The organism is Streptomyces sp. NPDC093801 (genome assembly GCF_040701585.1).
In the GTDB taxonomy this organism is placed as follows: Bacteria; Actinomycetota; Actinomycetes; order Streptomycetales; family Streptomycetaceae; genus Streptomyces.
In genome coordinates this window covers 199,659-223,974 of the sequence record NZ_JBFBDP010000001.1, presented here as the reverse complement: position 1 = coordinate 223,974, position 24,316 = coordinate 199,659, and the positions used below count along the sequence as shown (strand labels likewise).

At 71.4% G+C, this 24,316-nt stretch carries 21 protein-coding genes and 1 pseudogene; 2 read left to right on the top strand and 20 right to left on the bottom strand.

Features of this window, described 5'->3' with window-relative positions:
- Positions 1-24: 24 nt before the first annotated feature.
- The 20 genes and pseudogenes from AB0469_RS00950 to AB0469_RS00855 form a co-directional block, all read right to left on the bottom strand.
- Positions 25-687: pseudogene (locus AB0469_RS00950) on the bottom strand (M15 family metallopeptidase).
- Positions 688-1,194, bottom strand: a complete 507-nt coding sequence (locus tag AB0469_RS00945) for an NUDIX domain-containing protein (protein WP_033215659.1) — start codon at positions 1,192-1,194, stop codon at positions 688-690.
- Positions 1,191-1,670, bottom strand: a complete 480-nt coding sequence (locus AB0469_RS00940) for a GNAT family N-acetyltransferase (RefSeq protein ID WP_366449138.1) — start codon at positions 1,668-1,670, stop codon at positions 1,191-1,193. The genes AB0469_RS00945 and AB0469_RS00940 overlap by 4 nt, the downstream gene beginning before the upstream one ends.
- A 38-nt stretch (positions 1,671-1,708) precedes the next feature.
- Positions 1,709-3,088, bottom strand: coding sequence for an NUDIX domain-containing protein (locus tag AB0469_RS00935; protein ID WP_366449137.1), 1,380 nt, complete (start codon positions 3,086-3,088; stop codon positions 1,709-1,711).
- The gene (locus AB0469_RS00930; protein ID WP_063782558.1) at positions 3,085-3,891 is read right to left on the bottom strand and encodes a class I SAM-dependent methyltransferase; all 807 of its coding nucleotides are present in this window, start codon (positions 3,889-3,891) and stop codon (positions 3,085-3,087) included. The genes AB0469_RS00935 and AB0469_RS00930 overlap by 4 nt, the downstream gene beginning before the upstream one ends.
- 32 nt (positions 3,892-3,923) lie before the next feature.
- Positions 3,924-4,325 (bottom strand): GFA family protein, encoded by a 402-nt coding sequence (locus tag AB0469_RS00925; RefSeq protein WP_033215663.1) that lies wholly within the window; start codon positions 4,323-4,325, stop codon positions 3,924-3,926.
- Complete coding sequence (locus AB0469_RS00920; RefSeq protein ID WP_366449136.1) at positions 4,322-4,831, bottom strand: hypothetical protein; 510 nt, start codon at positions 4,829-4,831, stop codon at positions 4,322-4,324. Before AB0469_RS00920 ends, AB0469_RS00925 begins: the two co-directional genes overlap by 4 nt.
- A complete protein-coding gene (locus AB0469_RS00915; RefSeq protein ID WP_366449135.1) occupies positions 4,783-5,187 on the bottom strand; it encodes a hypothetical protein in 405 nt (134 codons plus the stop codon). The genes AB0469_RS00920 and AB0469_RS00915 overlap by 49 nt, the downstream gene beginning before the upstream one ends.
- A gap of 52 nt (positions 5,188-5,239) precedes the next feature.
- A complete protein-coding gene (locus tag AB0469_RS00910) occupies positions 5,240-6,787 on the bottom strand; it encodes an NUDIX domain-containing protein (protein WP_366449134.1) in 1,548 nt (515 codons plus the stop codon).
- Positions 6,759-8,102 carry an MFS transporter gene (locus AB0469_RS00905; RefSeq protein ID WP_366449287.1) on the bottom strand — a complete coding sequence of 448 codons (1,344 nt, stop codon included), beginning with the start codon at positions 8,100-8,102 and terminating at the stop codon, positions 6,759-6,761. The genes AB0469_RS00910 and AB0469_RS00905 overlap by 29 nt, the downstream gene beginning before the upstream one ends.
- Before the next feature lie 163 nt (positions 8,103-8,265).
- A complete protein-coding gene (locus tag AB0469_RS00900) occupies positions 8,266-10,137 on the bottom strand; it encodes an ABC transporter ATP-binding protein (protein WP_366449286.1) in 1,872 nt (623 codons plus the stop codon).
- A gap of 516 nt (positions 10,138-10,653) precedes the next feature.
- Positions 10,654-11,754 carry a hypothetical protein gene (locus AB0469_RS00895; RefSeq protein WP_366449133.1) on the bottom strand — a complete coding sequence of 367 codons (1,101 nt, stop codon included), beginning with the start codon at positions 11,752-11,754 and terminating at the stop codon, positions 10,654-10,656.
- Between the two features lie 86 nt (positions 11,755-11,840).
- Positions 11,841-13,910 (bottom strand): methyltransferase, FxLD system, encoded by a 2,070-nt coding sequence (gene fxlM / locus AB0469_RS00890; RefSeq protein ID WP_366449132.1) that lies wholly within the window; start codon positions 13,908-13,910, stop codon positions 11,841-11,843.
- A 57-nt stretch (positions 13,911-13,967) separates the two neighbouring features.
- Positions 13,968-15,233: a lanthionine synthetase C family protein gene (locus AB0469_RS00885; protein WP_366449131.1), complete on the bottom strand. Its 1,266-nt coding sequence runs from the start codon at positions 15,231-15,233 to the stop codon at positions 13,968-13,970.
- A complete protein-coding gene (locus AB0469_RS00880) occupies positions 15,233-18,301 on the bottom strand; it encodes a lantibiotic dehydratase (RefSeq protein WP_366449130.1) in 3,069 nt (1,022 codons plus the stop codon). Before AB0469_RS00880 ends, AB0469_RS00885 begins: the two co-directional genes overlap by 1 nt.
- Before the next feature lie 78 nt (positions 18,302-18,379).
- The gene (locus AB0469_RS00875; protein WP_366449129.1) at positions 18,380-18,553 is read right to left on the bottom strand and encodes an FxLD family lanthipeptide; all 174 of its coding nucleotides are present in this window, start codon (positions 18,551-18,553) and stop codon (positions 18,380-18,382) included.
- Between the two features lie 481 nt (positions 18,554-19,034).
- Positions 19,035-19,493, bottom strand: coding sequence for a hypothetical protein (locus tag AB0469_RS00870; RefSeq protein WP_366449128.1), 459 nt, complete (start codon positions 19,491-19,493; stop codon positions 19,035-19,037).
- Positions 19,490-19,945, bottom strand: coding sequence for a hypothetical protein (locus AB0469_RS00865; RefSeq protein ID WP_366449127.1), 456 nt, complete (start codon positions 19,943-19,945; stop codon positions 19,490-19,492). Before AB0469_RS00865 ends, AB0469_RS00870 begins: the two co-directional genes overlap by 4 nt.
- Positions 19,946-20,087: 142 nt before the next feature.
- Complete coding sequence (locus AB0469_RS00860; protein WP_366449126.1) at positions 20,088-20,402, bottom strand: hypothetical protein; 315 nt, start codon at positions 20,400-20,402, stop codon at positions 20,088-20,090.
- Complete coding sequence (locus AB0469_RS00855) at positions 20,399-21,871, bottom strand: SAM-dependent methyltransferase (protein WP_366449125.1); 1,473 nt, start codon at positions 21,869-21,871, stop codon at positions 20,399-20,401. The genes AB0469_RS00860 and AB0469_RS00855 overlap by 4 nt, the downstream gene beginning before the upstream one ends.
- A 203-nt stretch (positions 21,872-22,074) precedes the next feature.
- Between AB0469_RS00855 and AB0469_RS00850 the strand changes: the two genes are divergently transcribed.
- The gene (locus tag AB0469_RS00850) at positions 22,075-23,475 is read left to right on the top strand and encodes a Tat pathway signal protein (protein ID WP_366449124.1); all 1,401 of its coding nucleotides are present in this window, start codon (positions 22,075-22,077) and stop codon (positions 23,473-23,475) included.
- Between the two features lie 72 nt (positions 23,476-23,547).
- Positions 23,548-24,036, top strand: coding sequence for a TrmO family methyltransferase (locus AB0469_RS00845; protein ID WP_366449123.1), 489 nt, complete (start codon positions 23,548-23,550; stop codon positions 24,034-24,036).
- The last annotated feature ends 280 nt before the right edge of the window (positions 24,037-24,316 follow it).

Sequence of the window (24,316 nt, the reverse complement as noted above, 5' to 3'; positions counted from 1 at the left end):
CGGGGCTCCCTGTTCGTCGGTGGCTCAGGAGAGGTCGGAGTGCTGGGAGGCGGGTCCGTAGAGGGCTGTCGGCTGGTCGGTCATCAGGGCCCAGTAGCGGTCGCCGAAGGACCAGTGCCACCACTCGGTCGGCTAGTTGACGAGCCCGGCGGCGGTGAGCGCACGGCTGAGTGTGGCGCGGTGTAGCCGGGCTTGGTGGGGGAGGCCGTCGGCGAGGGTGTAGCAGCGCCCCCTGCTCTCCTCCGGATTGGCGTTGACGCGGGTGCCCATGTCGAGCTCGGTGCCGTCCGCGTCTACGAGGGTCAGGTCGACGGCTGCACCGGCGCTGTGCGGGGCGATCTCGGGCGGTGACACGTACCGGCTCGCCTGCGCACGCAGTTCCTCCGCCGGCCAGTCGCCGTGGGCCGCGCGCAGCACGGCCGCGTATTCCTCGAAGTACCGCTGCTGCAGGGCCGGCGGGCGGAACCCTTCGACGATGAGCAGGCGCAGCCCTTCGGGCAGCAGCAGCTGTGCCTGCAGGAGCCGGTCGAGAACGCCGGAGCGTAGGTGCGCGAAGGCGTACGCGGGATCGGATCGGCGGATATCGAGGAGGAGCTCTCCGCCTGCGCGGACATCGGCCAGGGGCTCTCCGTTGTCCGCGACCGGGATGGCGGCGACCCGCGGGTCGGACATCAGGACGATGCTCATCTAGACCTCCCAGTCCCAGGTGTCGAAGTACGCCGGGATCCCGGTGCGGCGGGCGGCCATCACGGCCTTGAGCCGGGCGTGGTCGCGTCCCGGCATCAGGTCCTGCCACTCCGGGACGGCCAGGGCGCGGACCTCGTCGTGCTCGTCCGGGTCCAGCACGATCCCCGCAAGCTGCCCGGGGGTGAGCCGGCCGCCGTCGAACACCCATCCCGCGGTGGCCAGCGGCCAGTCCTTGCCCGGCAGCCCGAACACGGTGGCCAGGAGCTTCGGCGGCCCCTCCACGCGGAGGCCGGTCTCCTCCCGGCACTCCCGCACGGCGGTCTCCCAGGGGCGCTCGCCCGGTTCGGCCACGCCGCCCGGCCACTGCCACGGGTGGGTACCGGAGTAGGTGGCCCGCAGCTGGACGGGCCGGTCGTCCTCGTCGGTGAAGAACACGGCACCGAACATCGTGGCCTTCGGCAGCGTCGCAGCGAACTCCTCCGGAGGCAGCCACTTCCGCTTGCTCACGACGCGTTCCCTTCGACGGCGACTGGGAAGCGCGTCATTCGCATGAGTGCCGGGTCGGCCGCGAAGCCGAGCGACTCGTACAGCGGGGCGGAACCGTCGCTGGCGTACAGCTCGTACAGGGTGACACCGGCGTGTTCCAGGTGGTCGAGGAGTGCTGCGAGGGCGGCTTTGGCGTAGCCGCGGCGCCGGTGTGCGGGGTCGGTGGCGACCGCGTGGATCCGTACGGCTAGGCCCTTGGGGTACTTGGGGGCGGGCAGGACGGCATGGACCAGGCCGAGGGCGCAGGTGGCGAGCCCGCCGGTGGGGGAGTCGACGACGTACGCGCGGGCGTCCCCGCCGTCTTGGAGGCGTAAGGCGAGCTGGTTGGCGCACGCGGTGAGCCAGGCTTCGTCGAGGGGTTCGCTGAGGATGTTCTCCGACCGGAGGCGGGCGATCTCGGCGGCATCGGCAGGGGTGGCGAGGCGGGGTTCGGGCACGGGGGTCCTTTCTCGAACGGGTAGAAGATGGAGACCGGCTATGGATGTTGGGTTCGGAGTCGGCGCAGGGTGCGGTGGCCGCGCTCGGTGACCTCGGGGTCGTCGTGGCTGGTGCCGTAGGCGATGCCGGACACGGCGTCGAACGCGGCCTCGCAGTCCAGGCGCAGCTCCTCGGCAGGGGTGAGCGATCTGCCGTACCCGTCGAGGAACGCGGCGCGCAGGTCCGGGCGGCCGGTCCAGGTGTCGCTCAGCCGCACCATGTCCCGGGTCGCGGTGTTGTACTCGGACCGCTCGAAGTCGAACAGCAGCGGTTCAGCGTCGCCGTCCAGCAGGACGTTGCGGTACTGCAGGTCCCCGTGGGTGGGCACGAGCGTGGGCTTCGGGAGGTCCGCGTAAGCGCCGACGAGGGCGAGGACCAGATCCTCGTCCCCGGTGGCCAAGTACGGGCGGGCCCCGTCCAGATGACGTTTGATCCTGTCCCCGGCCGCGGCGGCTGCGGCGGGCCGCTCGGGTGCGCTGCGGTGAAGGATGCCCACGAGACGGCCCAGGGCCTGCTGGACGCGCGCCTCGTCGCCAGCGCCGAGGACCGTGCCGTGCAGCGGGTGCCCGGGCAGCGCGGTGACGACGACGGCCCGCGCCGCAGTGTCGGCGGCGACGAGACGGGGAGCGCGCGCCCCGAGCGCCGGCACCCATGACCGGTACGCGGCGACCTCCCGGTCATGGAACTTCGCCCCGCGGTGCCGCTTGAGGTACCAGGTGCCGCCCCCGGGCCCTGTCAGCCGCCACACCCGGCTGCCGGTGCGCACCCACGACACCTCCGTCGCCTCCGCGATCCGGCCGACGGCCTGTTCCGCGAACATCCGCAGGCGGTACGGCACCTCCAGCCCACCGACGGGCGGCCCGCTGAGCAGGCGGGTGCGGTCGGGGCCGTCCGGCCGGTGCTCGATGGCGTCGCCCGGCTGTTGAAAGTGCACGGCGGCGGGCAGATGGGCGCGGTAGGCGTCCAGACCGGCCCGGCAGTACGCCACCATCGGGTCGGGGAGGGCGTCCAGCGGGTACCAGTCCATGCCGTCGCACCGGTCCGGCTCCATGATCCTAGGCTGGCCCGACCAGCGGCGGACCTCGAAGAAGACGCCGATACGGGACCGGGATCCCAGCGGTGGGCGGTGGTGGACGGTGGCCGCCGCGGTCACGTCCTCCGCCTGGATGCGCACGCCTGTTTCCTCCAGGGCTTCCCGGATGACGGCCTCGACCATGTCCTCGTCAGGGTCGAGGTGCCCGGACGGCAGGTGCCACAGCCCCGTCGCGTACACCGGTCCGGCCCGGCGGGACAGCAGCACCTCCGGTCCGCGCTCGCCGTCCCGGCGCAGGATGAGGTGGACGTCGACCGGCACCGCGTGCCGGGCCCCGCCGCTCACCGGGCTGCCCTCGGCCGGCGGGCGAGCAGCACGGTGAACACGCCGTCCTCGTGCAGGACTCCGTCCCGCGCGTGCTGCAGAAGGAGCGCTTGGGCCTGGTCCTCGAATCCCGTGTGGTCGGCGAAGAGGTCGGGCCGGGCGAAGCTGGTGGACCGCAGGTAACCCAGGACACTGCGGGGGGTCCACACGCGGTTGAAGGGAATGCGGTGCTCGGCGATGTCGCTGAACGCGGATTCGGCGAGGTCGTCTTCGTAGCGGCGGCCCGGCTCACGGTAGGTGCCAGTGCTGCCGGCGCGACGCTCTGCTCCGAGGTGGGACCGGATCAGGCCCTGGAGCCCGACGGTCCATTCGGCCTGGTGGGTCCAAAGGCTGCCGTCGCCCATGATCGCGACGACGGCGTGCGGCGCGGCAACCCGGTCGACCATGGCCAGAACCGCAGGACGGTCCATCCAGTGGAACGCCCGGCAGCAGGTGACCAGATCCGCCTGGTAGCCGGGTTGGTCGGGGGCGAACTTCTCGGCCGGGACGGCGTGCACGGTGGCGGTACGCTCGCCCAGATGGGGTCCGAGCTCGTCGAGCGCGGTGCGGAGCATCCCCTCGTCGTGATCCACGAGGTCCAGGTGGGACGCGAGAGGCAAGGTCGGCAGCATGGACAGGGCGACCTGCCCGGTGCCGGCGCCGAGGTCGAGCAGCATGGGCGCCGCCACGCCGGCCAGTTCCCGGGCCAGGAGCTGGACCACCTGGTCGGGCAACCGGGGGCGGTATCGGGCGTAGTAGCGGTCCACCGAGTCGAACAGGGACACGGGACTCCGATCTCGTGGTGTGGGTGTGGTGGTCAGCTGCGGGTGTCGGGGACCTGGGGCAGCCAGGGCACGGCGGTCTCCCGGAAGGACTGGTTGACCGGGACCAGGTCGGGCGGGTTGCCCAGCGCGGAGAGGGTGACCGCGATGCTGGTGGCGCCGTCGTCGAGGGCGCAGATCTGGCTGCCGCAGGACGGGCAGAAGCCGCGCTTGGAGTCCGGCCACGTGTAGTGCCACGACGGCTCGGCGCCGGACCAGGCCAGACCGTCGAGCGGGAAGGAGACCCACGACATCATCGGAGCCCCCGACAGGCCCTGGCAGTCCTGGCAACTGCAGGTGTGGGGGTAGTCGGGCTCCCCGGTGACCGTGAACTGGACCTTCCCGCACAGGCAGCCGCCCGAACGGGCCGTGGTGGAAGCCGGGGTGGATGAGGTCATGGGGTGGACTCCTTCGGCGCCGGGGTGGGTTCGGGGGCTTGCGGCGGGACGGTCGCTGCCGGCTGGAGGGCGGCTGGCAGCTGCCAGGACAACTCGGCCGACCCCCTGCCGGCGCTGACCCACTGGGTTCCGTCCGGTTCGAGGTGCAGCCGGTAGGAGGAGGGCGATCCGGCCGCCTGCCATCGGGTGGCGGTGTCCTGGATCTCCGCCCAGATGTCGCGGGGCCCGCAGACCATCACCGTCCACGACCCGGAGTCGTCCGGCCGGGCGGTGGCCCAGGACCCGCAGTCGGGGGCCCCGATGACCAGGTGGTCGGCGGCCCAGTTCCGTACGAGCCCGGGGTGCAGGTGGTCCAGGGCCAGCCACAGACCGCGGGCATCATCCGGCGGCGGGCCTGTGTGCGGGGTGCGGGTGCTGCCCCCGTCCGCGGCCTCGATCCGGCTCCGCAGACCGGGCTTCAGGTACAGCTGGCTCCAGCCGTGGCCCGCCCGGTGCCCGAGCCGCACCGCTTCCAGACGGGCCGTAACCGCGGGGCCGCCACTCGGCCGAGCACCGGCTCGCCGTCGTGCTGGACCAGCACGCTCTCCCCGCCGTACAGCAGCCCGAGTAGCTCCTCCCGGTCCGCGGGCACGGCCCAGTCGAGCAGGTCCCAGCGCGGCGGAGTCTCGTCAGGCCCGCTGCGCCGGACGTACGCCTGCGGCATCAGCACTTCCCGCCGCACCGCGAGGAACGCGTCCCGCACCGGGCCCGGCCGGAGGTGGCCGGCCGCTTCCAGCCCGGCGACCATCTCCGCCCGCGCGATCCTCGTTCTCTCCTCAGGGGAGGGTGCGGTTTGGGCGGGCGGTAGGAGAGGATCGAGCACGTACGACTCCTTCGGCAGGGGGCGGGGACTGCGGGCGGGATGCGCGGGGTGGTCAGGTCCACCCGAGCTCGGTGTAGGGACGACCGGCTCGGATGCCTTCGATCGCGGACCGGGTGTAGGGGACGATCGGCTCCGGAAGGGCGTCGGCGGGCCACCAGCTCCAGGAGACGCAGCGGTCCGGCTCCCGGACCTCGGGTGTCCCCGTCCACTGCCGGGCGCGGAAGACGAACCCGATGCGGGGCTGGTCCCCGGGTTTGTCGACCATGTGCACCACGTGGGCGAGCTCGACATCGGCCGGGTCGATGAGCAGTCCGGCTTCTTCCTGCGCCTCGCGGACCAGGCAGGCCACGGCGGACTCCTGCTCGCAGTGCCCGGCGAGGAAGTGGTGGGTGCCGCCGGCGTACGCGGAGCCGGGGTGGCGCAGGCCGAGCAGCACCTGGCCGTCGCGTTCCAGGTAGAGGTGGACGCCGACGATGTGCGGGACGCTGGTGCTGCCCGCCTTCGGCCTGTCCGGCCCGCTGCCTCCGCCCTGGGGCGCCCTCGTGCTGCGGGCGGCGTGCTGGGCGTGCCGGCGTACGAGGTCCAGGGTGGAGGGGCTCAGCCGCAGGCGCGCCATGGTGTCGGGGTGGAACCAGGCCAGCATCACGCCCTCGGTGAGTGGCAGGCCGGCGGGGTCGCCGTTCCACTGGGCGGTGAAGACCTGCACCGGTACGGTCAGCCCGTTGGTACCGGTGGCGAGTTCGACGGCGAACGGCTCCACGACCCCCGGATCGAGTCCGGCTTCCTCCCGCAGTTCACGGCGGACGGTGTCTTCGAGCGAGGTGTCGCCGGGCTCGCGGCCTCCGCCGAGCAGGGCCCAGGCCCCAGGTTCCCAGATGCCGGGGAGGTCGTCGCGCAGGTGTAGCAGGTAGCGGCCGTGCCCGTCGTGGATCAGTGCCGAGGCGTTGACCGGCTCGATGTGGCCGTCGAGCCCGGAGGCGCAGAGCTTCGCCCGCAGCTGCGGGGCCGTGACCTGGTCGAAGGCGACCCACTCCAGGGCGGAGACCTCCTCCGGCTGCACCGTGACCTTGACGTCCCTGTCCACTAGCTGGAAGACGAAGCGGAAGTCCCAGTGCTGGTGCGGGCCTTCGTCCTTAGCCGGGCTGGTGTCGATGTCGAAGACGTCGATGTCGATGGGCAGGGAACCGTACGAGGCGGTGGCGCACAGGGCGCCGGGCGGGATGCCGACCTCCTCGTGGACTTCGCGGAGCGCCGTCTCCAGGAGCGAGCGATCCGCCGTCTCGACGTGGCCTCCTGGTGCGAGCATCAGCTGGAAGAGGTTGTGGTGGATGAGAAGGACACGGCGGTCGTGGTCGACGACGACCGCGCTGCACGTGATGTGCCCCGGCATAGTCGAGCGGCTCGTGGGCTCGGCGTCTTCGCCCAACAGCCGCAACAGAGGCGCCAGCAGCGGAAGTTCAGCCGGGTGCCGTTCCAGGTAGGCGGTGACGAGATCGCGGATGTGCGAGCGGGAGGGCGGCAAGAGGGCCTCACAGGTCGGTGGGACGGCGGGATGGAGGAGTGGGCGGCGCTCACGGGTGAGGGCGCGCTTCTGGGGCATCAGAGGGTGGACGTGCACCTTGGGCGAGGGCGGAGTCGCCGGGGGGAGGTGCGGGGACGGGCATCGCGGTCAGGCGGCTGACCGGGGAGCGCCAGAGCACGATCACCGGCAAGACCAGCACCAGCGTCCCGACGGCCAGAGCGGTACGTGCCCCGAACGCGGTGGCCACGGCGCCGCCGACCAGGGCCGCGAATGGTTTGCTCCCGGAGACCAGCCAGGTCGACGTCTGCTGCGCCCGCGCCTGCAGGTGGGGCGGGCAGATCTGCTGGCGCACCGACCTCTGGGTGGTCCCAGCCACCGCCGCGGCGGCGAGCTGGAGCCCGCCCGCCGAGGCGAGGGCGGCCAGCCATACGGGCCCGGGCCGGGCGAACAGCAGGGGCAGGCCCGCCACTGGGCAGGTCGCGAACCCGGCGAGCAGGGTGGGGCCGGGGCCGAGGCGGGCCACGATCCGTGGCGCTGCCAGGGCGCCTGCGAGCGCGCCCGCGCCTGAGACGCCCATCACGATCCCCAGCCCGGTAGGGCCCGCCTCCAGCGCGGTCAGCAGGTAGTACGCGAACAGCGCGCCAGTCACACCGACGCCCACACCGGTCAGGGTCAGTGCGAAGACGAGGTCCCGGACCAGTGGAGTTCGCGCGGTGTAGGCCAGGCCCTCCCAGATTTCCCCGGCCAACCTGCGTCTGGGCCTCCCCTCGCCCGCTGCCGGCTGGCCGGGCTCCGGGATCCGGGATGCGCAGCAGGCGGACACGAGGTACGACAGGGCGTCCAGCCAGAAGGCCTTGGCCGCGCCGATGGCAGCGACGACCGCGGTGCCGAGGTAGGTCCCGGCTGTGTCCGCGGCCCCGAACGCGGCACCCACCCGGGCGTTGGCCCGGTGTAGCAGGGCGGGTTCGACCAGCTGCGGCACGATCGCGATGGCCGCCGCCTGATGCAGCACGGTCACCGCACCCAGGACCAGCGCGACCGCGTACAGCATGGACATCGACAACACTCCGGCCAGCGCCGCCACGGGAACCACCGTGACGACGACGGCCCCCGCCAGGTCCGTCCCCACCAGCAGAGCCCGCTTGGCGTACCGGTCGACGATGCCGCCGGCGGGGAGGGCCAGGAGGAAGGTGGGCAGGTGGGCCAGGGAGGCGAGCAGAGCGGCTTGCCCGGCCGTCGCGTCCAGTTCGAGGACGGCCAGGGTGGGCAGTGCCACCAGGTGCACCGACGTCCCGACCAGGCCAGCGGACTCCCCGCCGAGGTACAACCGGAACCCCGTCCCAAGTAGCGGTGCCCTCTTGTGGACGGAAGGCCGGGGGCGGGGCAGCGTCACCACGGGACGGCCTCCGTCAGCAGCCGGCCTGCGGGCAGGGCATCAGGAACGGGGACAGGCGGACGGCACTCGGTCTGCGAGCTGGTCTGCGGTCGGGCCTCGTCCCGTCCCGACGCCGGGCGGACGTTCACCCCGCTGGCCTGTTCCTGGGACACGGCGACGGTCATGCGTTGTCTTGGGCGCGCAGAGAGTCGTGGTCGCCGGCGGACTGGGTGGGGATCGTGGCATCGAAGGCAGCGGCTTGGACGAGGTAGGCGTCGCGGAAGTCCCCCGTACCCGTAGCCGGGTCCATCAGTTCCTCCCAGGTGCCCGACTCGGCGACCCGGCCGTCCTTCAAGACGTGGATGAGGTCCGCATGGCGCACTGAGTGCAGGCGGTGGGTGATGAGCACGATCGTCTGCCCGGTGGTCGCGGCCAGGGCCCTGATCTGGTCGAAGACCCGCTGCTCCGCGACCGCGTCCAGGGCGCTGGTGGGCTCGTCCACGATCAGGATCTCGGCCTGCCGGTACTTGGCCCGCGCGATGCCGATGCGCTGCCACTGACCGCCCGAGATCTGGTGCCCGCCGCGGTAACCGCGAGCCAGCAGCGTGCCGAGCCCGCGAGGCAGGCCGCTGAGCACCTCGTCGGCACCGGAGAAGCCGGAGGCCTCCTCGACCGCCCGGTCGTCGATGACCTGACCGGGCTGCCCGATACCGACGTTCACCCGGAACGTGAAAGGCCAGTGATAGAAGTCCTGCGACATCAGCGCGACGCGGCCGAAGACCTGGTCGCGATCGGCGGTACGGGCATCGACGTCGTCCCACCAGATCGTGCCGCTGCCCTCATCCGGAAGGTAGAGGCCAGCCAGGAGCCTGACCAGGGTGGACTTGCCGGAGCCGTTCTCGCCCACCAGCGCGATGATCTTCCCCGTCGGGAACGCCAGGGACACCTCGCGCAGCGTGGGCTCGGGCAGGGACTGGCCGCTGCCGGGGTACGTGAAGGTGACCTTCTCAAACCGGACTTCCCGCAGCCGCTCGGGCAGCGGGTCCCCGCCCACGGGGATCGCCCGGGTCTTCGCCTCCCGGCACAGCCGCTCGAAGTCGGCGACGAACAGGGACTCCTGGTGGAGCTCGGTGACCTGGAGCACCAGGCTGTCGAGGCTGGCGGCGCCGGTGCGGATGGCCAGTACCGCCGTGCCGGCGACGGCCAGTTCCATCGCTCCGGCCCAGAGGAGGGCACCCAGGGCGCCGTAGGTGAGGAGGGTGGCGAGACCACCAGCGCCGTCGGCGGCGAGCCCGATCCGGGCAGCGCGGCGGGCCAGCCGGGTCTGCTCGCGCTCGCTGGTCTCGGCCATCGTGCGAAAGTGCCCGAGCAGGAACGGGCCGACACCGTGGACGCGGACTTCAGCCGCCGCTTCCTTCTGGGTCAGCAGCTGACCGAGGAGGTGTCCGGCGCGGGCGTGCTGCACGAAGGCGTGGAAGGAGATGTACCGCTGGCGGGAGATCATCAGCGAACTCCACGCGCTCGGCAGCGTCATCAGGACCAGCAACGGCAGCAGCACCGGGTGCAGGACGGTGAGGACGCCAGCCGCTGCGATCAGCGACACCGCGGAGTTCAGGGTATTGGTGCAGTACCGGATCATCCGCCGGGCCGAGTCGGCACCGTAGCGGGCCGCGTCCAGCAGCCGGTGGAACTCGTCGTCCTCGATCGCCGACAGCTCCGTGCGGTACACCAGGCCGAGGTACTGCTCGGTGGCGACTCGCTGCACCTTCGGTTCCAGCGCCCCGGTGGCCGCCGTCGACGCCGAGCGCAGGAGTGACCCGAGGAACGCTGTGACGGCCACGACCGTGAGCGCGGGCAGCGCCTGGGTCAGGCGCTCGTTGGTGCTGCCGGCCGCGAGGACGTGGCCGAGCACGCTGTTGACCGCGACCAGGCCGACCGCCTGCGCGACGCCCCGCCCGGCCTCGGAGGCCAGGACCACCCGCAGGGCCCGTGCGTCGGCGAGGTGGGCGAGCCTCAGGCCGGTCCCCGCCAGCCGGGGGAGTTGACGAGCCATCGTCCAGAGCCCGAGCTTGAGCCAGGCGCCCTCGTGCTGGTCCCACCCGATGTCGTAGGCCAGCTCGCCGCCGAAGAGGAGCCGCTCGGAATCCGACACCCCCGCGGCGCCGGATCCGCTTGCCGAGTCCTTGCTCACGCAGCCCTCCCGAAATCCGGTCGTGAGCCGCGGCAGCAGGACGATGAGGCGTCAACACGACCCCCACCCGCAGAAGGCAGGCACGGGGCAGGCGCGTCATGTTCGATTAATAGGAGGGTGTCGAGGTGCTTCGGTAGGAGATTCACGGGGTCCTCCGGATGGGCGCACGACTGGTACTGGTGCTCTAAGAACGGTTCCGATCCGGGTCCGTCACGGCCGGATCGGAGGCAAAACGGGAACGAATGTTCTCGTGCCGCTGAGTGGGCTTGGCGCGTCTGGGGCGGCGGCGTTGAAACTCGCTCGAACAGGGCCGTGTCACCCGGGCGGAGGATTGCCGACCAAGTGCGTACGCCGGACCGGCTCGGACACCTGGGCGACTCAGGGGACCGACAGGCTGTCCCTGATCACGCGGTCGCTCCGATGCAATGCCGTGGCCAAGGCGCTACGCAGGCGCGCGGGCACGGCGCCGGAGCCCAGAGCACAGGCTGCGACGAGGTCGAGGCAGTCCTGGAGCTGTCTCGGGGCGGCGAGCTCGGTGAACAACGAGTTGTCCAGGACCTCGCGGGCGGCGAAGCCGTCACGTGTACCGACGATGGCCCGGTGCAACTCGTTCGTGATGCGGTACGCGGCCGGGCTCGCCGGGGAGGCGATGGTGTCCAGGGCCGTAAGGCGCAGGCGGGTATCGAAGACCGTCATGCCCTGCTCGGCGGGGACGGCGCGGAGCGCGGCTTCGAGTTCGCTCTCCGCGCTGTGGTCCAAGCCCAGGCAGGCACGGAGGCATAGGGCGTGGAGGCAGGAGGTGACGGCGTGCTCCCACGGCTCGCCGGCGGCCGTGTCGGCGATGAGGGCGGCGGCGTGATCGGTGTCGCCGCTGGTGAGGGCCGCGACGACTGCGATCTGTCGGCCGTCGAACATCCGCTTGCCGATGCCATGATGCGTGCGGGTGTGCGCGAGGGCTTCGGCCCACCGGCCACTTCCGGTGAGGGTGCGTGAGCCGTCGGCGAGGAGGACTCGCCACAGCCAGGCGCGCACTTCTCGCCGGTCGTCTCCAGACTGGACCAGGTCGGCGGGGATGTGCACGTCGTCGAATCGGTCGGCGGTTCCGTTCGTGACGGCGTCGAAGAGGCGCAGAAGACGGTTGCGTCCTTCGTCGGGGTGTCCGGCCCGGATCTGCAGGCGGGCCAGGTTGACGACGGGCTCGAGGGCCCGGATCGCGGCCGTGGCGGGGAGTGGGGTTGCGTGCAGGTAGGCCTCGGCGTGCTGGTGGCACAGCTGGCGCGCGAGGTCAGGAAGTCCGACGTCGCTGGCGATCAGGGCGGCCTGGTTGCAGACGGCCGAGGCGAGCCCCTGGTCCGCGCGGGCGGCAGCGGTCTCGGAGAGGGTCGCGAGGGCCTGGACGCGGTCGGGAAGGGGAAGGCAGGCGGGCCGGAACCGCGAGACGAGGGGGAAGCGCCGGGCTAACTGGCCGTGCGGGTCCATGAAGTTCTCCGAGGGGTCGGCCCGACGTGTGGTGCCCGCGGCCGGAGATTGGGGGCAGTGGGCACCACACGGTCAGGGGCGCACGGTCAGTTGAAGTCGATGACGATCCGGTTCAGGGGCGTGTCGACGGAGAACCGGCCGGGACCTTCCTTGGAGGCCGGTGCCTGGAGCGACTGGAGCTCGAAGGTGGCTTCCCGGCTGCGGTAGTTGCGGTCCCAGGTCCGAATGACCTCAGCGACCTTGGCGGCGAGCTCGTCGCTGCCGGGGCCGTGGCCGATGACGCCGAACTCCCACAGCTTGCCGCCCTCGGGGGTGGTCTGGTCCGAGAGGCGGCGGGCGAGGTAGGTCAGGCCGCCCTTGTCGATGACCGCGGTGGAGGAGGGGTAGGGGTCCTCGGTCAGGGTGGTGCCCTTTGCAGAGGCCGGGAACAGCATCCTGATCAGGCCGGAGTGGAAGGAGCAGCTGACGAAGAGCTCCATCCACTCGGGCGATTCCATGGCGCGAACCGTCATCCCGGTCCACTCCTCGACCCGCGGTTCTTCGAGCACACGGGCCAGCGCCTCGGCGTCGATGGGCGTTCCGGCCGGCGCCTGCAGTCGTACGGTCCCGTCCGCGGAGAGGGAGACGATCCGCCGGTCGTCGTCCGCGATGCCGCGGCGCAGGGGCATGAAGGTGTTCATCTCGCTGCCGAGGGAGATCCACCGGCCGTCTCGGCGTTCGTAGACGATGGAGCGAGAGACGCTGCCCTTGATGCGCTGGGGAACGACGAGCCGTCCGTCCGGCGCGAGTTGGTCGAGCCAGGCGTGCGGGATGCCGTGGGCGCCGACGGTGGCGATGATCCGGTCGTACGGTGCCCCGTCGGCGTAGCCGACGGCTCCGTCGCGGGTCAGGGCATCGACGTTCGTGTATCCGGCGGCGGCCAGGTGGGCGCGGGCGCGCTCGACGAGGTCGTCGTCGACGTCGATGGTGGTGACGTGTCCGGTGTCGCCGACGAGGTGGGCGAGGAGGGCTGCGTTGTAGCCGGTGCCGGCGCCGAGTTCGAGGATGCGCTCGCCGGGCTGGGCGTCGAGCTGGTCGAGCATGAGGGCGACCACGGCGGGCTGGGAGGCGCAGGAGATGGACGTGCCGTCGGTGTCGTACTTCACGTGGACCGGCTGGTTGGCGTAGGCCGCCTGGAGCGAGGCGTCGGGTACGAACAGGTGCCGTGGCACGGTGCGCAGCGCGGCCTCGGCCGCCGGGTTGACGGCGTGGCCCTCCTGGCGGATCTGGTCGACGAGGGCATTGCGGAGCTGTTCCGCGGTCGGGTCGGGGGTGGTGAGCGTGTCGGTGTTCACCGATCCGACGCTATCGGCGGCCGGGGTGCGGTCGGGGGTGGTTGCGGGGGTGTCACTCGTTCCCATGATGGCCTTTCGGGCGAGGTTGGACAGGGCGCTCTGGTCCTCCAGGGGGAGGCCGGCCCGGTTGAAGTGGAAGATCACGTGGTGGGCGAGAACCGCTCTCAGTCCCCGGCGCAGGCGGCCTTCGTGGTGGAGGACGGCGAGGGCGGTTCCGGCCCGTGCGAAGGCGCGGACCCAGTCGGCGTGGCCGTGGAGCGGGCCGTCCTCCCGGCACAGGGTGCGGGCGTCGACGGTCAGCAGGGAGTGCATGGCCGCCTCCAGCTCGGAGGCGAGGATCGGCGGGGCCGGGCGTTCGGCGGCGACCTTGTCCCAGACGTCGCCCTGCTCGTACCAGTCGAGTCCGGCGGCGCGCATCATCGCGCTGACGAGGAGTACGGCGGTCTCGCGGCGGCCGAGGTGCCCGATCTGGACGGGGTAGGTCAGCAGGTGACGGCTGTCAGCGTGGAACAGCTCGTGAGCCGCCTCCACAGCCTCGGCCCCGCCGAAGGCCAGGGTCTCCGGCTCGTAGATGGTGGGAATCCACTGCCGTACCTGGTCGTCCCGGACAAGCCCGCTGAGTGCGTCCCACAAGGTGGGGGTCTCGTCGCCGACGGTACGCACGCGCAGCTTCCACGGCTGCTTGTTCATGAACCACCAGGCGGAGATCTCTCCTCTCTCCTCGGCTGTGAACAGGGCGGGGCCGAGCGTCCGTGAGATCACCTGCTGCGCGGTAGCGCGGTCCGGAAAGGTGACGTTGATCTGGTGCCAGGTGCCCTGCATCGGTGAGGTTCCTTCAGGTGGGTAGGCGGCGTTCATGGGTTGTGCGTGCGTGCTGGTTCAGGCGATGAGCAGGCAGGTGTCCCAAGCGGTCTGGGTCGGTGTGCCGCTGGGTTCCATGAGGGCCAGGGCGATTCCCGCCGCGCCGTCGAGGAGCCCCGGGCCAGGTTCCGGCGGGCGCAGAAGGCTGGCTGCGGCGGTGGCGGGGTCGCTGCCAGGGGGGTATACGGCGGACAGGAGCGCGGGGAGCACTGCCCGGAGCTGACCGGCGGTGGGCGCCAGGGCGTCCGAGGCGGCCCGGGCGGCGATGTGCGCGAGACCGGCGAATCCGTGGCACAGGCCGTTGTCGGTGGTCTTGCGGAGCTGCTGGGGGTCGGTCAGTGCGACCAGAAGGCTCTGCTCTACGGCCAGTTGGCGCCGCCGGTCTCCGAGGGCGATGGCGGCGAGCTGCTGGGCGCGAGCGAGGCCGGCGGTGCCATAGCACCAGGACGGCCGCTGCGGCCCCACGGGCATGTGGCCCGCTCGCAGGGCCGGAAGGGTTACCCAGTACGGCCAGGCCGGTCCCCCGTTGGTGTCGGCCTCCCAGCGGTCCAGCCAGCGAAGGATGCTGTTGATGGCCTCCCGATGGCCGCTGGCCATGGTCCCGCGGTGCGCGGCGAGCGCGAGGAGGGCAAGGACGCCTCCGATGCCGTGGGCGAGGCCGGTATTGGCGTGCCCGTCGGGGTAGCGGTCGTCAGGCCGGCCGGAAGGCCCGGAGGCCGTCCACCATCCGGGCACGGCCTCGCCCCGGTGGGTGAGCGGCTCAGTCAGCTGGATCAGGTAGTCGAGGACGGCGCGGACGGTGTCGCTGTCGGGGCGCCGGCGAAGGAGATAGGCGCCATATCCGGTGAGACCGCGGATCGCGTCGAACTCAGCGAGCGCCGGGAGTTCTCCGGTCTCGATGCGCTGCTCGGCCACGGCCAGGCGGCGGCGCACGTCGCTGGTCACATGCCGGTCCAGGGCATCGAGTCCGGAGCCGTACGCTCCAGGGAGGCGTTCGGCCGCGCAGGCGAGGGCGTGGGCGAACGCCGGGGCACCGTAGAAGGCGTGGCTGTCGGCCCCGCTGGTCAGCGGCTCGGCCGCCGCGGCGGAGAGCCAGGCGTGCGCGCGGTCCCACGGTGCGAGGTCGGAGGCGGCGAGCTCGATGTGCAGCAGCGCGATACCGGGAACGCCGTGCCCGAGGGACTGCCGGCGCCAGTCGGAGTCGGCCTGCGAGCCGAGAACGGCCGCCGGGTCGGCGAGCTGGTCGGCGATCTCCCGGGCGAAGCCGAGGGCAGGGTGGGGCATCAGCGGGACCTCCTGGCGGTCCAGGCGAGGGCGGCGGCGCGCGCGAGGTAGAGGCAGACGGCTTCCTCGGGGAAGTCCACGGCGACGGCGCGGACGAAGTGGACGTGGAGCAGGGAGGTCAGCACGTCGTCTGCGTCGATGCCCTGGGTGTCTGGTCCGGGGAAGTGGTCCCGGTAGCGGTCCAGGGCCTGGCCGCGGTCGCTCCAGGCATTGAGGATCGTCTCGCCGCCAGCGACGGACCGCAGGGCTGCCCAGTCGTCGTCGGGGTTGGCGAGCGCGACGGCCTCGGCGAACTTCGGGCGGGCCACCCGTGCCGGAGGCGCCGCGGGGATATGATGGATCAGCCACGACATCGCCTTCGCCGTACTGCCCAGGTAGGCGGCGGCGATGGCCACGCTGTGCGCGGCGACCAGTGCCCGCCGGGACGGCTGGCCCGCGCAGGTGAGCTGTGCGAGGACGGCTCGGGAGTCGGCTCGGAAGACTTCCTGGGCCCCAGCCCACGCCAGCCCTTCTCCCCACCGGCCCATCTCCGGATAGGAGGTGCCGTAACGCAGGTCCGACACCAGTCCAGCGCGCCGGAGTTCGTCCGCCCATGTGCTCACCGTGCTCGCCGTGGAGGCGAAGGCTTCCGGGGTGGGCAGGGCGAAGCGGAGCCTCAGGTGCTGGTGGGGGTCGCGGAACCGTACGAACCACCAGGGCGGCCCGCCGAGCCGGTCCAGTAGGTCCGGCAAGTGCTCCCCGAGCAGGACGTCCTGGCGGCGGACGTCCCCATACACGCTGGCCAGGAGCACCGGCGAGACGGCGGGAGTGTGAACCAGGTCCCTCCGAACCGTGCGAGCAGACGTGGGCTGAGGCAGGCGGGGCCAGGCCGGAGGGCGGCTGGCCTTGAGCGGCACAACGACCTCGTGGGCCCGCCCGCCGCACCATCCCAGCTCGGCCGCGCCCGGAGCCTCGGCGACCCTGATCGCACCGGCGCGGTCCAGTTCTTCGCGTAGCAGTGCCCTGTGGGCCGGGACGGTGAGGTCGAGGGGAAGGAGCCGGTCGCCTTCGCCGACGTTCACCGTCAGGGGGAGCTTGCGGGTCTCGCGCCAGGTGCCGAACGCACCGTCCCATTCCTCCCACGGCCGGTCGGCTGCAGGCAGCTCGCCGGCTTCCAGCCGCCAGCGGGCCGGCGCCAGGATGATGCGGCCGGTGCGCAGGCGGGGAAGGTAGGGAAGGCGGGCGGCGGCCCCCCAGTCGAACGTGGTGACCTGCGCGCACTGGGCGCGGCCCAGCTCGGTGAGGAACCTGGCCAGCGGCGGGGTGTGGGTGTCCAGGTTCAGGGCGTGCATCCCCACCGCCTCCACACGCTGGCCGCGGGCGGGGGCAGCGAGGTACATCCGGCGCCCGTCGCAGCCCAGGGCCAGGTCGCCGACGGTCAGCACGTCCCCAGCAGGAGGCCGGTGCTCGGCAAGGCTGATCACGGTAGGCAGCACGCGCGGTGCCCGGGTGACGTGCGCGCTCTCCGGCAGCAGCGGCGGGAACGACAGCTGCATGGCGACCGTACCCGGATCGGAAGCCGGAAGGCATGCAAGCTCCTTGACCAGGGCCTGCCGCTGCCCGGAGTCGAGAACGGAGAGGAACCGGCCTGTGCCGACCCCCACGCCCCGGGACACGGTGACCACTTCCAGGCGGAAACGGCCTTGGTCCAGCGCTGCGGTGTCGGATGCGCGGAGCCGGAACCCAAGCTCAAGGTGGGGCGGGAGGCGTACCGGTTCGCTGCCCACGGTCAGGGCGTCGATCGTGGCCTCGTCGAGGACGACCTCGCGGAGGCCGTCCAGGGCAGCTTGCTGTGCCAGCCGCAGCAGAACCTGGTCGCGGCCCGTCAGCTGCGGCTTGTGGTCCGTAGGGCCGGCGCCCGCGTATCCGTTGGGGTAGCCGATGCCGCTGTCCGCGACCACATCGAGCACCGGAACCATGGAGCCGATCCCGAACCGCTCGTAGAACCGCATGTGGTACGCCTTCCAGGCTGCGGGCCCGAACGGTGCCGAGCACACGCGGGCCAGCAGCAGAGCGGCGCGCTCGGCCTCCTGTGAGACCGCCTCCGGCAGTACCAGGGTCCCGGCCAGGCGCAGGTCGACGGCCACCGGGTCCCGGCGCAGCCGGGGAGCCACGGAGCGCATCAGGGCACGGGCGCCCTCGTGCCCGCTTGCGTGCTGGAGTGCAGCGTGGGCGGCCTGCAGAGCGGCGAGAGTCTCCGATACCCCGACGACCTCGCCGGCACCGATGGCGTCGAGTTGGGCCAGCAGGTAGCCGAGCGCATCGGTCTCCGTGCTCGGGGAATGCAAGGCGCTGATCAAGACGCCGACCCGCACCAGCTCCTGCACGAACCCGGTGACCGTGCTCTGCCCTGTCGACGGGAACTCGGCCAAGACCTTCGCCACGAGATCGGCGACCGGGATGGGCGCCTGTGCGGCGATGAGTACGGCTGTCACGGCGCCGGTCATCCGGACGGAGGCCTCGACCGTGCGCTGGCGGGCGGCTCCGGTGTCCGTCCGGTACGGGACGATGAGACGATCGCCGCGCTCGGTGAGCGTTGTATTGGCGACCACCGGAATCCGCTGCAGCAGCTCGGTGTCGGCCTCCAGTCGGGTGATCATCTCCGCCATCCATTCCGCGGACGCACGGGCCACCGGCCGGTGCTCGCGCCTCCAGTCGGCACGGGCCGAGCCCTCAAAGCCAGCAGTGGTGACGCCGGCGAAGTACCCGAAGGGAGTGGGGCGGCCGTGTGCTCGCAGCACGTACCGGGCCACCGAGAGTGCAGCCCTACGCACATCACGGTGTGGGGGGCTTTCGGCTGCCAGAAGGCCGTCGACTTCACTGCCCAGCGCCGGGCTGGCATGCCACAACGCCCTTCCGGTATCCGTGGCGCGGATTGCACGCAGCCAGGGAAGCTGCCCGGTCAAGTCTCCGGGGGACCGGTCGGCCAGGTCGGGCCAGGGCAGCAGCGGAGGAGTGGGGGACGCCACCGCGCGCACGAGTGCTGTGCGGCCGGACCGGAACGCGGGGTTTGTCACCTGAACCTCCATGAAGGATGAATGGAACGGACGGGCCCGGTGCCGCCCCGCCGTTGGGCGAGGCGGCACCGGCAGGGTGGAGCGAGTGGGTCAGTGGACGCCGGTGGTGCACGCGCCGCAGGTCGAGCCGCAGTTGTCGTCGGTCAGGGTCTTCAGCGCGCCTGCGTCGCCGATCTCCAGCAGCTCCACGTCCAGGTGGAACGGGTCCTTGGCCGTGGCCTTGGGCTGGGCCTGGGTCATGCCCGGGTTGGGATTGGTGGCCATTGCAACTCCTCTTCTCGCTGCGGTGTGTTCGGTGTGTTCGGTGTGTTGCTCGCCAGGGGCACGTGCTTGACGGCGTGCTTCCTGGCCCCCCTCTTCGGAAGGGCCGGAGAGGGAAGTCGTGGGCCGCGAGGGCGGCGGCGGATATCAGCTGCTGTCCCTGGGCGGCGCCGAGCCGTGCGCAGAACGCTCGGAACCGGTGCGCTCTTCACACAGCCGGGCGCGGGAGAGCATCTGCCGGACGGCGTAGCGGAGATATGCCTTGCCTAGCCGGTCTGCGACGGGCCCCACCAGCGGCACGGCGGTCAGCCTGTGCAGCAGCAGGAGCCTGCGGCGCTGCACCGCCCTCACCGCAGCACTCCCACCGTCGGCGGCGGTGTCGTCCCCGTTACGCCGGCACAAGCTTCGGCCAGGGCGGGCGACCCGCAGCCGCTGCCGTACTCGCCCTGGCGATGCGCGGCCGGTAGCAGTAACAGCGCGGCGTTCACGCGACCGCCTCCATGGACCCCACAGGGACGTAGTGGCCCGGACCGTAGGCACCGTGTTCGTCGAAGCGCAGGGTCTTCTCCGCCACGAGGAACCGCAACGCACGCTGGACGTGGTGGGGGCGCAGTCTGAACTCCTCGCCCAGCAGCCCCGTCGCCAGCGCCTGGCCGGGCAGGTAGTAGCCGGCACGTATCCGGTCCCGGACGGCGCCATGGAGCGCGCGGTCGCGGGGGTGCGGTTCATGCGGGCTGAGGCGGACCGGAAGGCTCCCGGTGTGCAGCGAGATCTCCCCCAGTGTGTCCAGCCGCCGCAGTGCCCGGTGCACGTGCGCCTTCGGGAGTCTGAGTACCCGGGCAAGCTCCTCGGTGCCGGGAACGGATGTCCCTGGCGGGTACGCGATGCTGATCTGCCGGCGTACGAGGAGGAAGGCGCGATCCACGGCATTCAAGTTGCTCATGCGGAAGCCGCCCAATTCGCGGGCATGGGGGAGTGGGCGTTCGGACGCGTTGCCGCCGGCATCGAAGCAAGCCCCGATGACGCCTGCTGCAGGAGCTCGTCCACGACCTCCTGCGTCATCCAGGCCAGTCGGCGAAGGAGCCCGATGTCCAAGGTGCCAAGGCGCAGCCGCTCGCTGACCTCGCGAAGGAGGACGCGGGCCCGTAACCGTGCCGATTCGGTCAGCGCGGACTGCACGTGGCGGGAGGTTCGGTCCGTCAGCGCTCCGAGATTCACAGCCAAGGTTGCGGTCAGCGGACGGACGTCACACCCATCCACGGCATCGTCGAGAACGCGGTTCAGGGCCTCCCACAGACTGCTGTCCTCGCCGGTGATGTCCTCGTGCCGCGAGATGACAAGGGAGCGCAGCAGACGCCAGGCACCCTCTTGCGCCTCGGGCAGCCCGCAGGGCATATCGGTCGCGCGACCTTCCTCCGGCCCTGACGGCAGTGAAGGTAAGCACGCTGGCCGCTTGGGGAGCGGAAGCGACGGGCCCACGGGTAACTCCTCGAACGGGGGCGGATATCGGATAGCGGCTTTCGGCGGGGCCCGCCGCCTACCGCAGGCGGGAGACGGCATAGGGGCGCACGATCTCGTGCCGGGTGCCGACCAGCTGCGGGGCGTGGCCACGCAGGATCACCTGCTTCACGGAGCAGTCGAAGCCCCGGGAGAACATGTTGGTGATCTCGTACGCGCTGCTGCCGAGGACCAGCCAGTCGCCGACCCGCAGCTCGTGAGGGGAGGCCGCCCAGACATCACCAGGCGGCGGCCCGGTGCGCACCGTCCGGGCGAACAACGGATCATCTGAAGGGGCGCGCTCGTAGTCCGGGAGCCCGGTCCAGAAGGCGTCCTCGTCCTCGGTCAGCTTCATCTGCGGTCGGCCTCGGCCAGTGAAGGGACACTCGCCCCAGCAGGCTCCGGCCCGGCACCCGGGCACGACCTGTCCAACAACAGGTTCGGTACGCGGGCGATGACGGCGTAGGAGCCGTACAGGGGCTTCCGGCCTCCAACGCCGCGGAGTCGACCCACGGGCTTTCGGCTGCCAACGACGCGGAGTCTGTCGAGCGGCACGGCTGTGATGCCGGGGACATCCACGTCCCAGCTCTGGAACAGGGCGAGCAGCTGCTCCAGGCTCCGTGGCCGGTAGGTGATGCCGGCGTTGCGATAGACGGCGACGAGGCCCGCCGCCGCCTGCGGGTCGCTGTCGGTTGCAGTGTGGATGACGGACAGGACGCTGCCTGTCGGCAGCCAGGCCTGCAAGGACGCCAGCAGGTGTCGCGTCTGCTCGTCGTCGAGCCACGGCAGGACCTCGTGCAGGAGCACCGCGATGGGTCTGCTCCGGTCGAGGTGGGCGAGGGCGGGATGGGCCAGGAGCGCTTCGGGCTGGGTGAAGTCGGCCTGGCACTCCCGTTCCTGGCTCGTTTCGAGCATCGAACGGTAGTGGGCGCACACGGAAGGATCGCGATCCACGTACACGACCGTGGATTCCCCGGCTGCGGCCTTGGCGGCATCGTGGGTGTTCTGGCCATGCCGCTGCGGGAGGCCGCACCCGAGGTCCAGAAACTGGACGATCCCGCTGTGGGCGAGGACGCTCACCGACTTCTGCCCGTGGTCTCGAGCGGCGGCAACTGCCTGCCTGAGCCAGGGAGCAGCCTCCAGGAGTTCCTTGCCGAGGATGCGGTCGGCATCGAAATTCCAGACGTCTCCGCCGAGCCAGTTGTGCACCCGCGGCACCGACGGCCGGGAGAATTCGTGTGACGGGAGCATGCCCCCTCCGGTTTCCTGTTGATCAGGCCGATGTGCTTCCGGCCCGGCGCTCGAAGAAGTCGGTGGAGCAGCTGCCTCCGGCAGCCTCAGTCCGTAGGCCCCAGGCGGGTCGGTGCTGACCTGGGCGGCTCGGAAGTAGGCGCTGACGACCTTCCCCTGGCCGTCGCTTCGAGGCGAGGCGCTCCAGTAGTCGGCCACCTGGGTGACCAGGAACAGCCCGCGTCCGCCCGTGGCCAGGGCCGACTGCCGTGCTTTGACCACCGGGAGACCGGGGTTGGCGTCCGCCACCTGCACCACCAGGGCCACGCCCGGCTCGAAGGTCACCGAGACCAGGAAGTCCTGTGCCTCCGCTCCAGGGCTGCGGTGCTTGATGGCGTTGGTCGCGAGCTCGCTGGAGACCAGCGCGGTGGAGGGCTCCGCTGCCGCGCACCCCCATGCCTCAAGCTGGTGCGCCACGAAGCGACGAGCCGTGCGAACGGATTCAGCTCTGCTGGGCAATGCCAGGCACGCCGAGACGGCCTTGGGCGACTGCAGAGTCCGCAGCAGGTCTCCCCGCGTGATCCGGTGAGACATCGTCACCTCATCCCTTTCAGAGCGTGCGCGTGAAGCCGACACCAGACGCCGGAAGCCTGGAACGGATGGCTGAACTTCAGCCGGAGAAGGCCTCCTTGTGGCGTTACTCTCAGCGAACCGTGCATCGCCCGGCGTGGACATCCCAGGCAAGGCGCGGCCCCGCGTAAAGCACGTAAAGATCGTTTCGTGGACGGGAGTATCCGGTGCCGCGTGAGCGCAACACCCTGCTGGAGGGCGTACTCCGCCAACTGGGCTGGTCGCAGGCCACAACTGCCCGGCAACTGCAGCTCGTAGCAGCGGAATCCGGTGCGGACGACCTGAAGGCGGTGTCCGCCTCGCACATCAACCAGTGGGTCCGCGGATCGCACCCCTCGCCGCCGGCGACCCGTATCTTGTGCGAGACGCTGTCGCGAGGACTGAACAGCCGGGGGATCCATCGGATCATCACGGCCGCCGACATCGGGCTCACAGATCCCGACGAACAGGCATGTCTGGTTTCCCGGGACAGCGACCCCATCGCACGTATCGTCGACCTCGGGGGGACCGACTTGGACCTGGAGCGCCGCCACACCCTGAAGGGCGCCGCCTTCTCCCTTGCAGGGATGTTCCTGCCGTCCGACCGCTGGTGGCAGGACACCGCCTCCGCGGCCCATCAGCGCACGCCCGCGACCAAGCGGCACGTCGGCCCGGACGACGTGGCCGCCGTACGCGAAATGACGCAACTGCTCTCCCGCCGCGAACAGCGCCGAGGCGGTGCGGACGGACGATCCGCCCTCGTCGCCTACCTCCGCACCGACGTCACCGCCTACCTCAGCGGCCACTTCCCCGACACCGGCACGCGGCAGGCCATGTTCACCGCCGCCGGCGAACTCGCTTACCTGGCCGGCTGGACCAGCTTCGACGCCTCCGAGCACACCCTCGCCCAGCAGTGGCTCGCCGTGGCCCTGCGCCTGTCCGCCGAAGCCGACGACGCACCCTTGGCCGGACACATCCTCCGCGCCCAGGCCCACCAGACCCTCGACCTCGGCCACCCCGCCCAAGCCCTCCGACTCGCCGAGGCCTCCGTCCGCCACCGCCGCTACACCGACGCCAGCCCACGGGAACGCTCCCTCCTCGGAGTCGTCCACGCCCGCAGCCTCGCAGCCGCCGGCCACAAGCAGCAGGCCCTCGCCACTCTCCTCCAGGCCGAGAACGACCTGTGCAACGCAGGCGAGGGGGACGACGAGCCGGCCCGGGTCTTCTTCTTCTCCGAGGCCTCCCTCGCCCACGAGACAGCCCGAACCCTCCATGCCATCGGAGACCTCCGCGGAGCCGAGCACGAATTCCAGCGCAGTGTCCGCACGCGCAAGGCTCAGCCCTTCGCGCGCACCCACGCCGTCACCCTGGGGCTCCTGGGCGCCGTGCAGATACAACGCGGAGCCGTCGACATGGCCTGCACCACCTGGTCCCAAGCCCTCGACGCGATGCAGGGAGTCCAGTCCGGCCGCGCCCTGGACACCGTCGTCCAGATGCGCCGCGCCCTCTCCCCCTACCGCGGACGCGGAGGAACGACCCTTGCAGCCCTGGACAGCCGAGCCCGCACCATGATCAGCCGGGTACGCTGACCGCGCCAGCACACCACCGGTCCAAGCCGGAGCAGCGCCCCGGCCAGTCCGGTAGTCCCAGGGGAGGAACGCGTGCACGACCCGATCACGATTGAGGCCATCGCCCACGTCATCGGCGGCCACCAGACGCCGGCCGACGACTACCAGGGCGGAGTCGAATCGATCATCCGCCTGCGCCCGGACTTCCCACTGGACACCCTGCGCGGCATCGACGAGTTCTCCCACCTGATCGTGACCTGGCACTTCCACCTCGGCTCCGACGCCGACCTCCACCTCGGAGCCCGCAGCCCCCGCAACGACCCGACCTGGGAGCCCACCGGCACCTTCGTCCACCGAAACCACCGGCGCCCCAACCGCATGGCAACCTCCTTCCCCCGCCTGCTCAAAGTGGACGGCAGGGACATCTACGTCACCGACCTCGACGCCGTTGCCGGAACTCCTATCTACGACCTCGCCCCGTACTTCGAGGAGATGGGTCCCCGCGGCCCTGTCACTGCTCCGGCCTGGCCGGCGGCGATGCTGGCGAACTACTGGGACCCCGCAGCGAACCGGCCCGAGTAGAACCTCGCGTACAGGCGGATGAGTTGCGTCCACGTCGTCAGCCGGACATCCGTAGGTACCGCTTGGGCGCGTGCGCAATCTCAGCCTCGGGAAGTCGACGGTCAGGATGCCTCCGGGCAGTGCCCTGATGCCGACGGCATCACAGAGCGTCGGCACGCAGGTCCATTGCCCTCAGAGGGCGGGCGAAGTTGGAGTTTCCCGCCCCGGCGCTGCCTGAGCGAGGGCCTAACCGGAGCCAAACGCGGTCTTCTCACGCCTAACCTGTGCCAGTTCGCCTCGG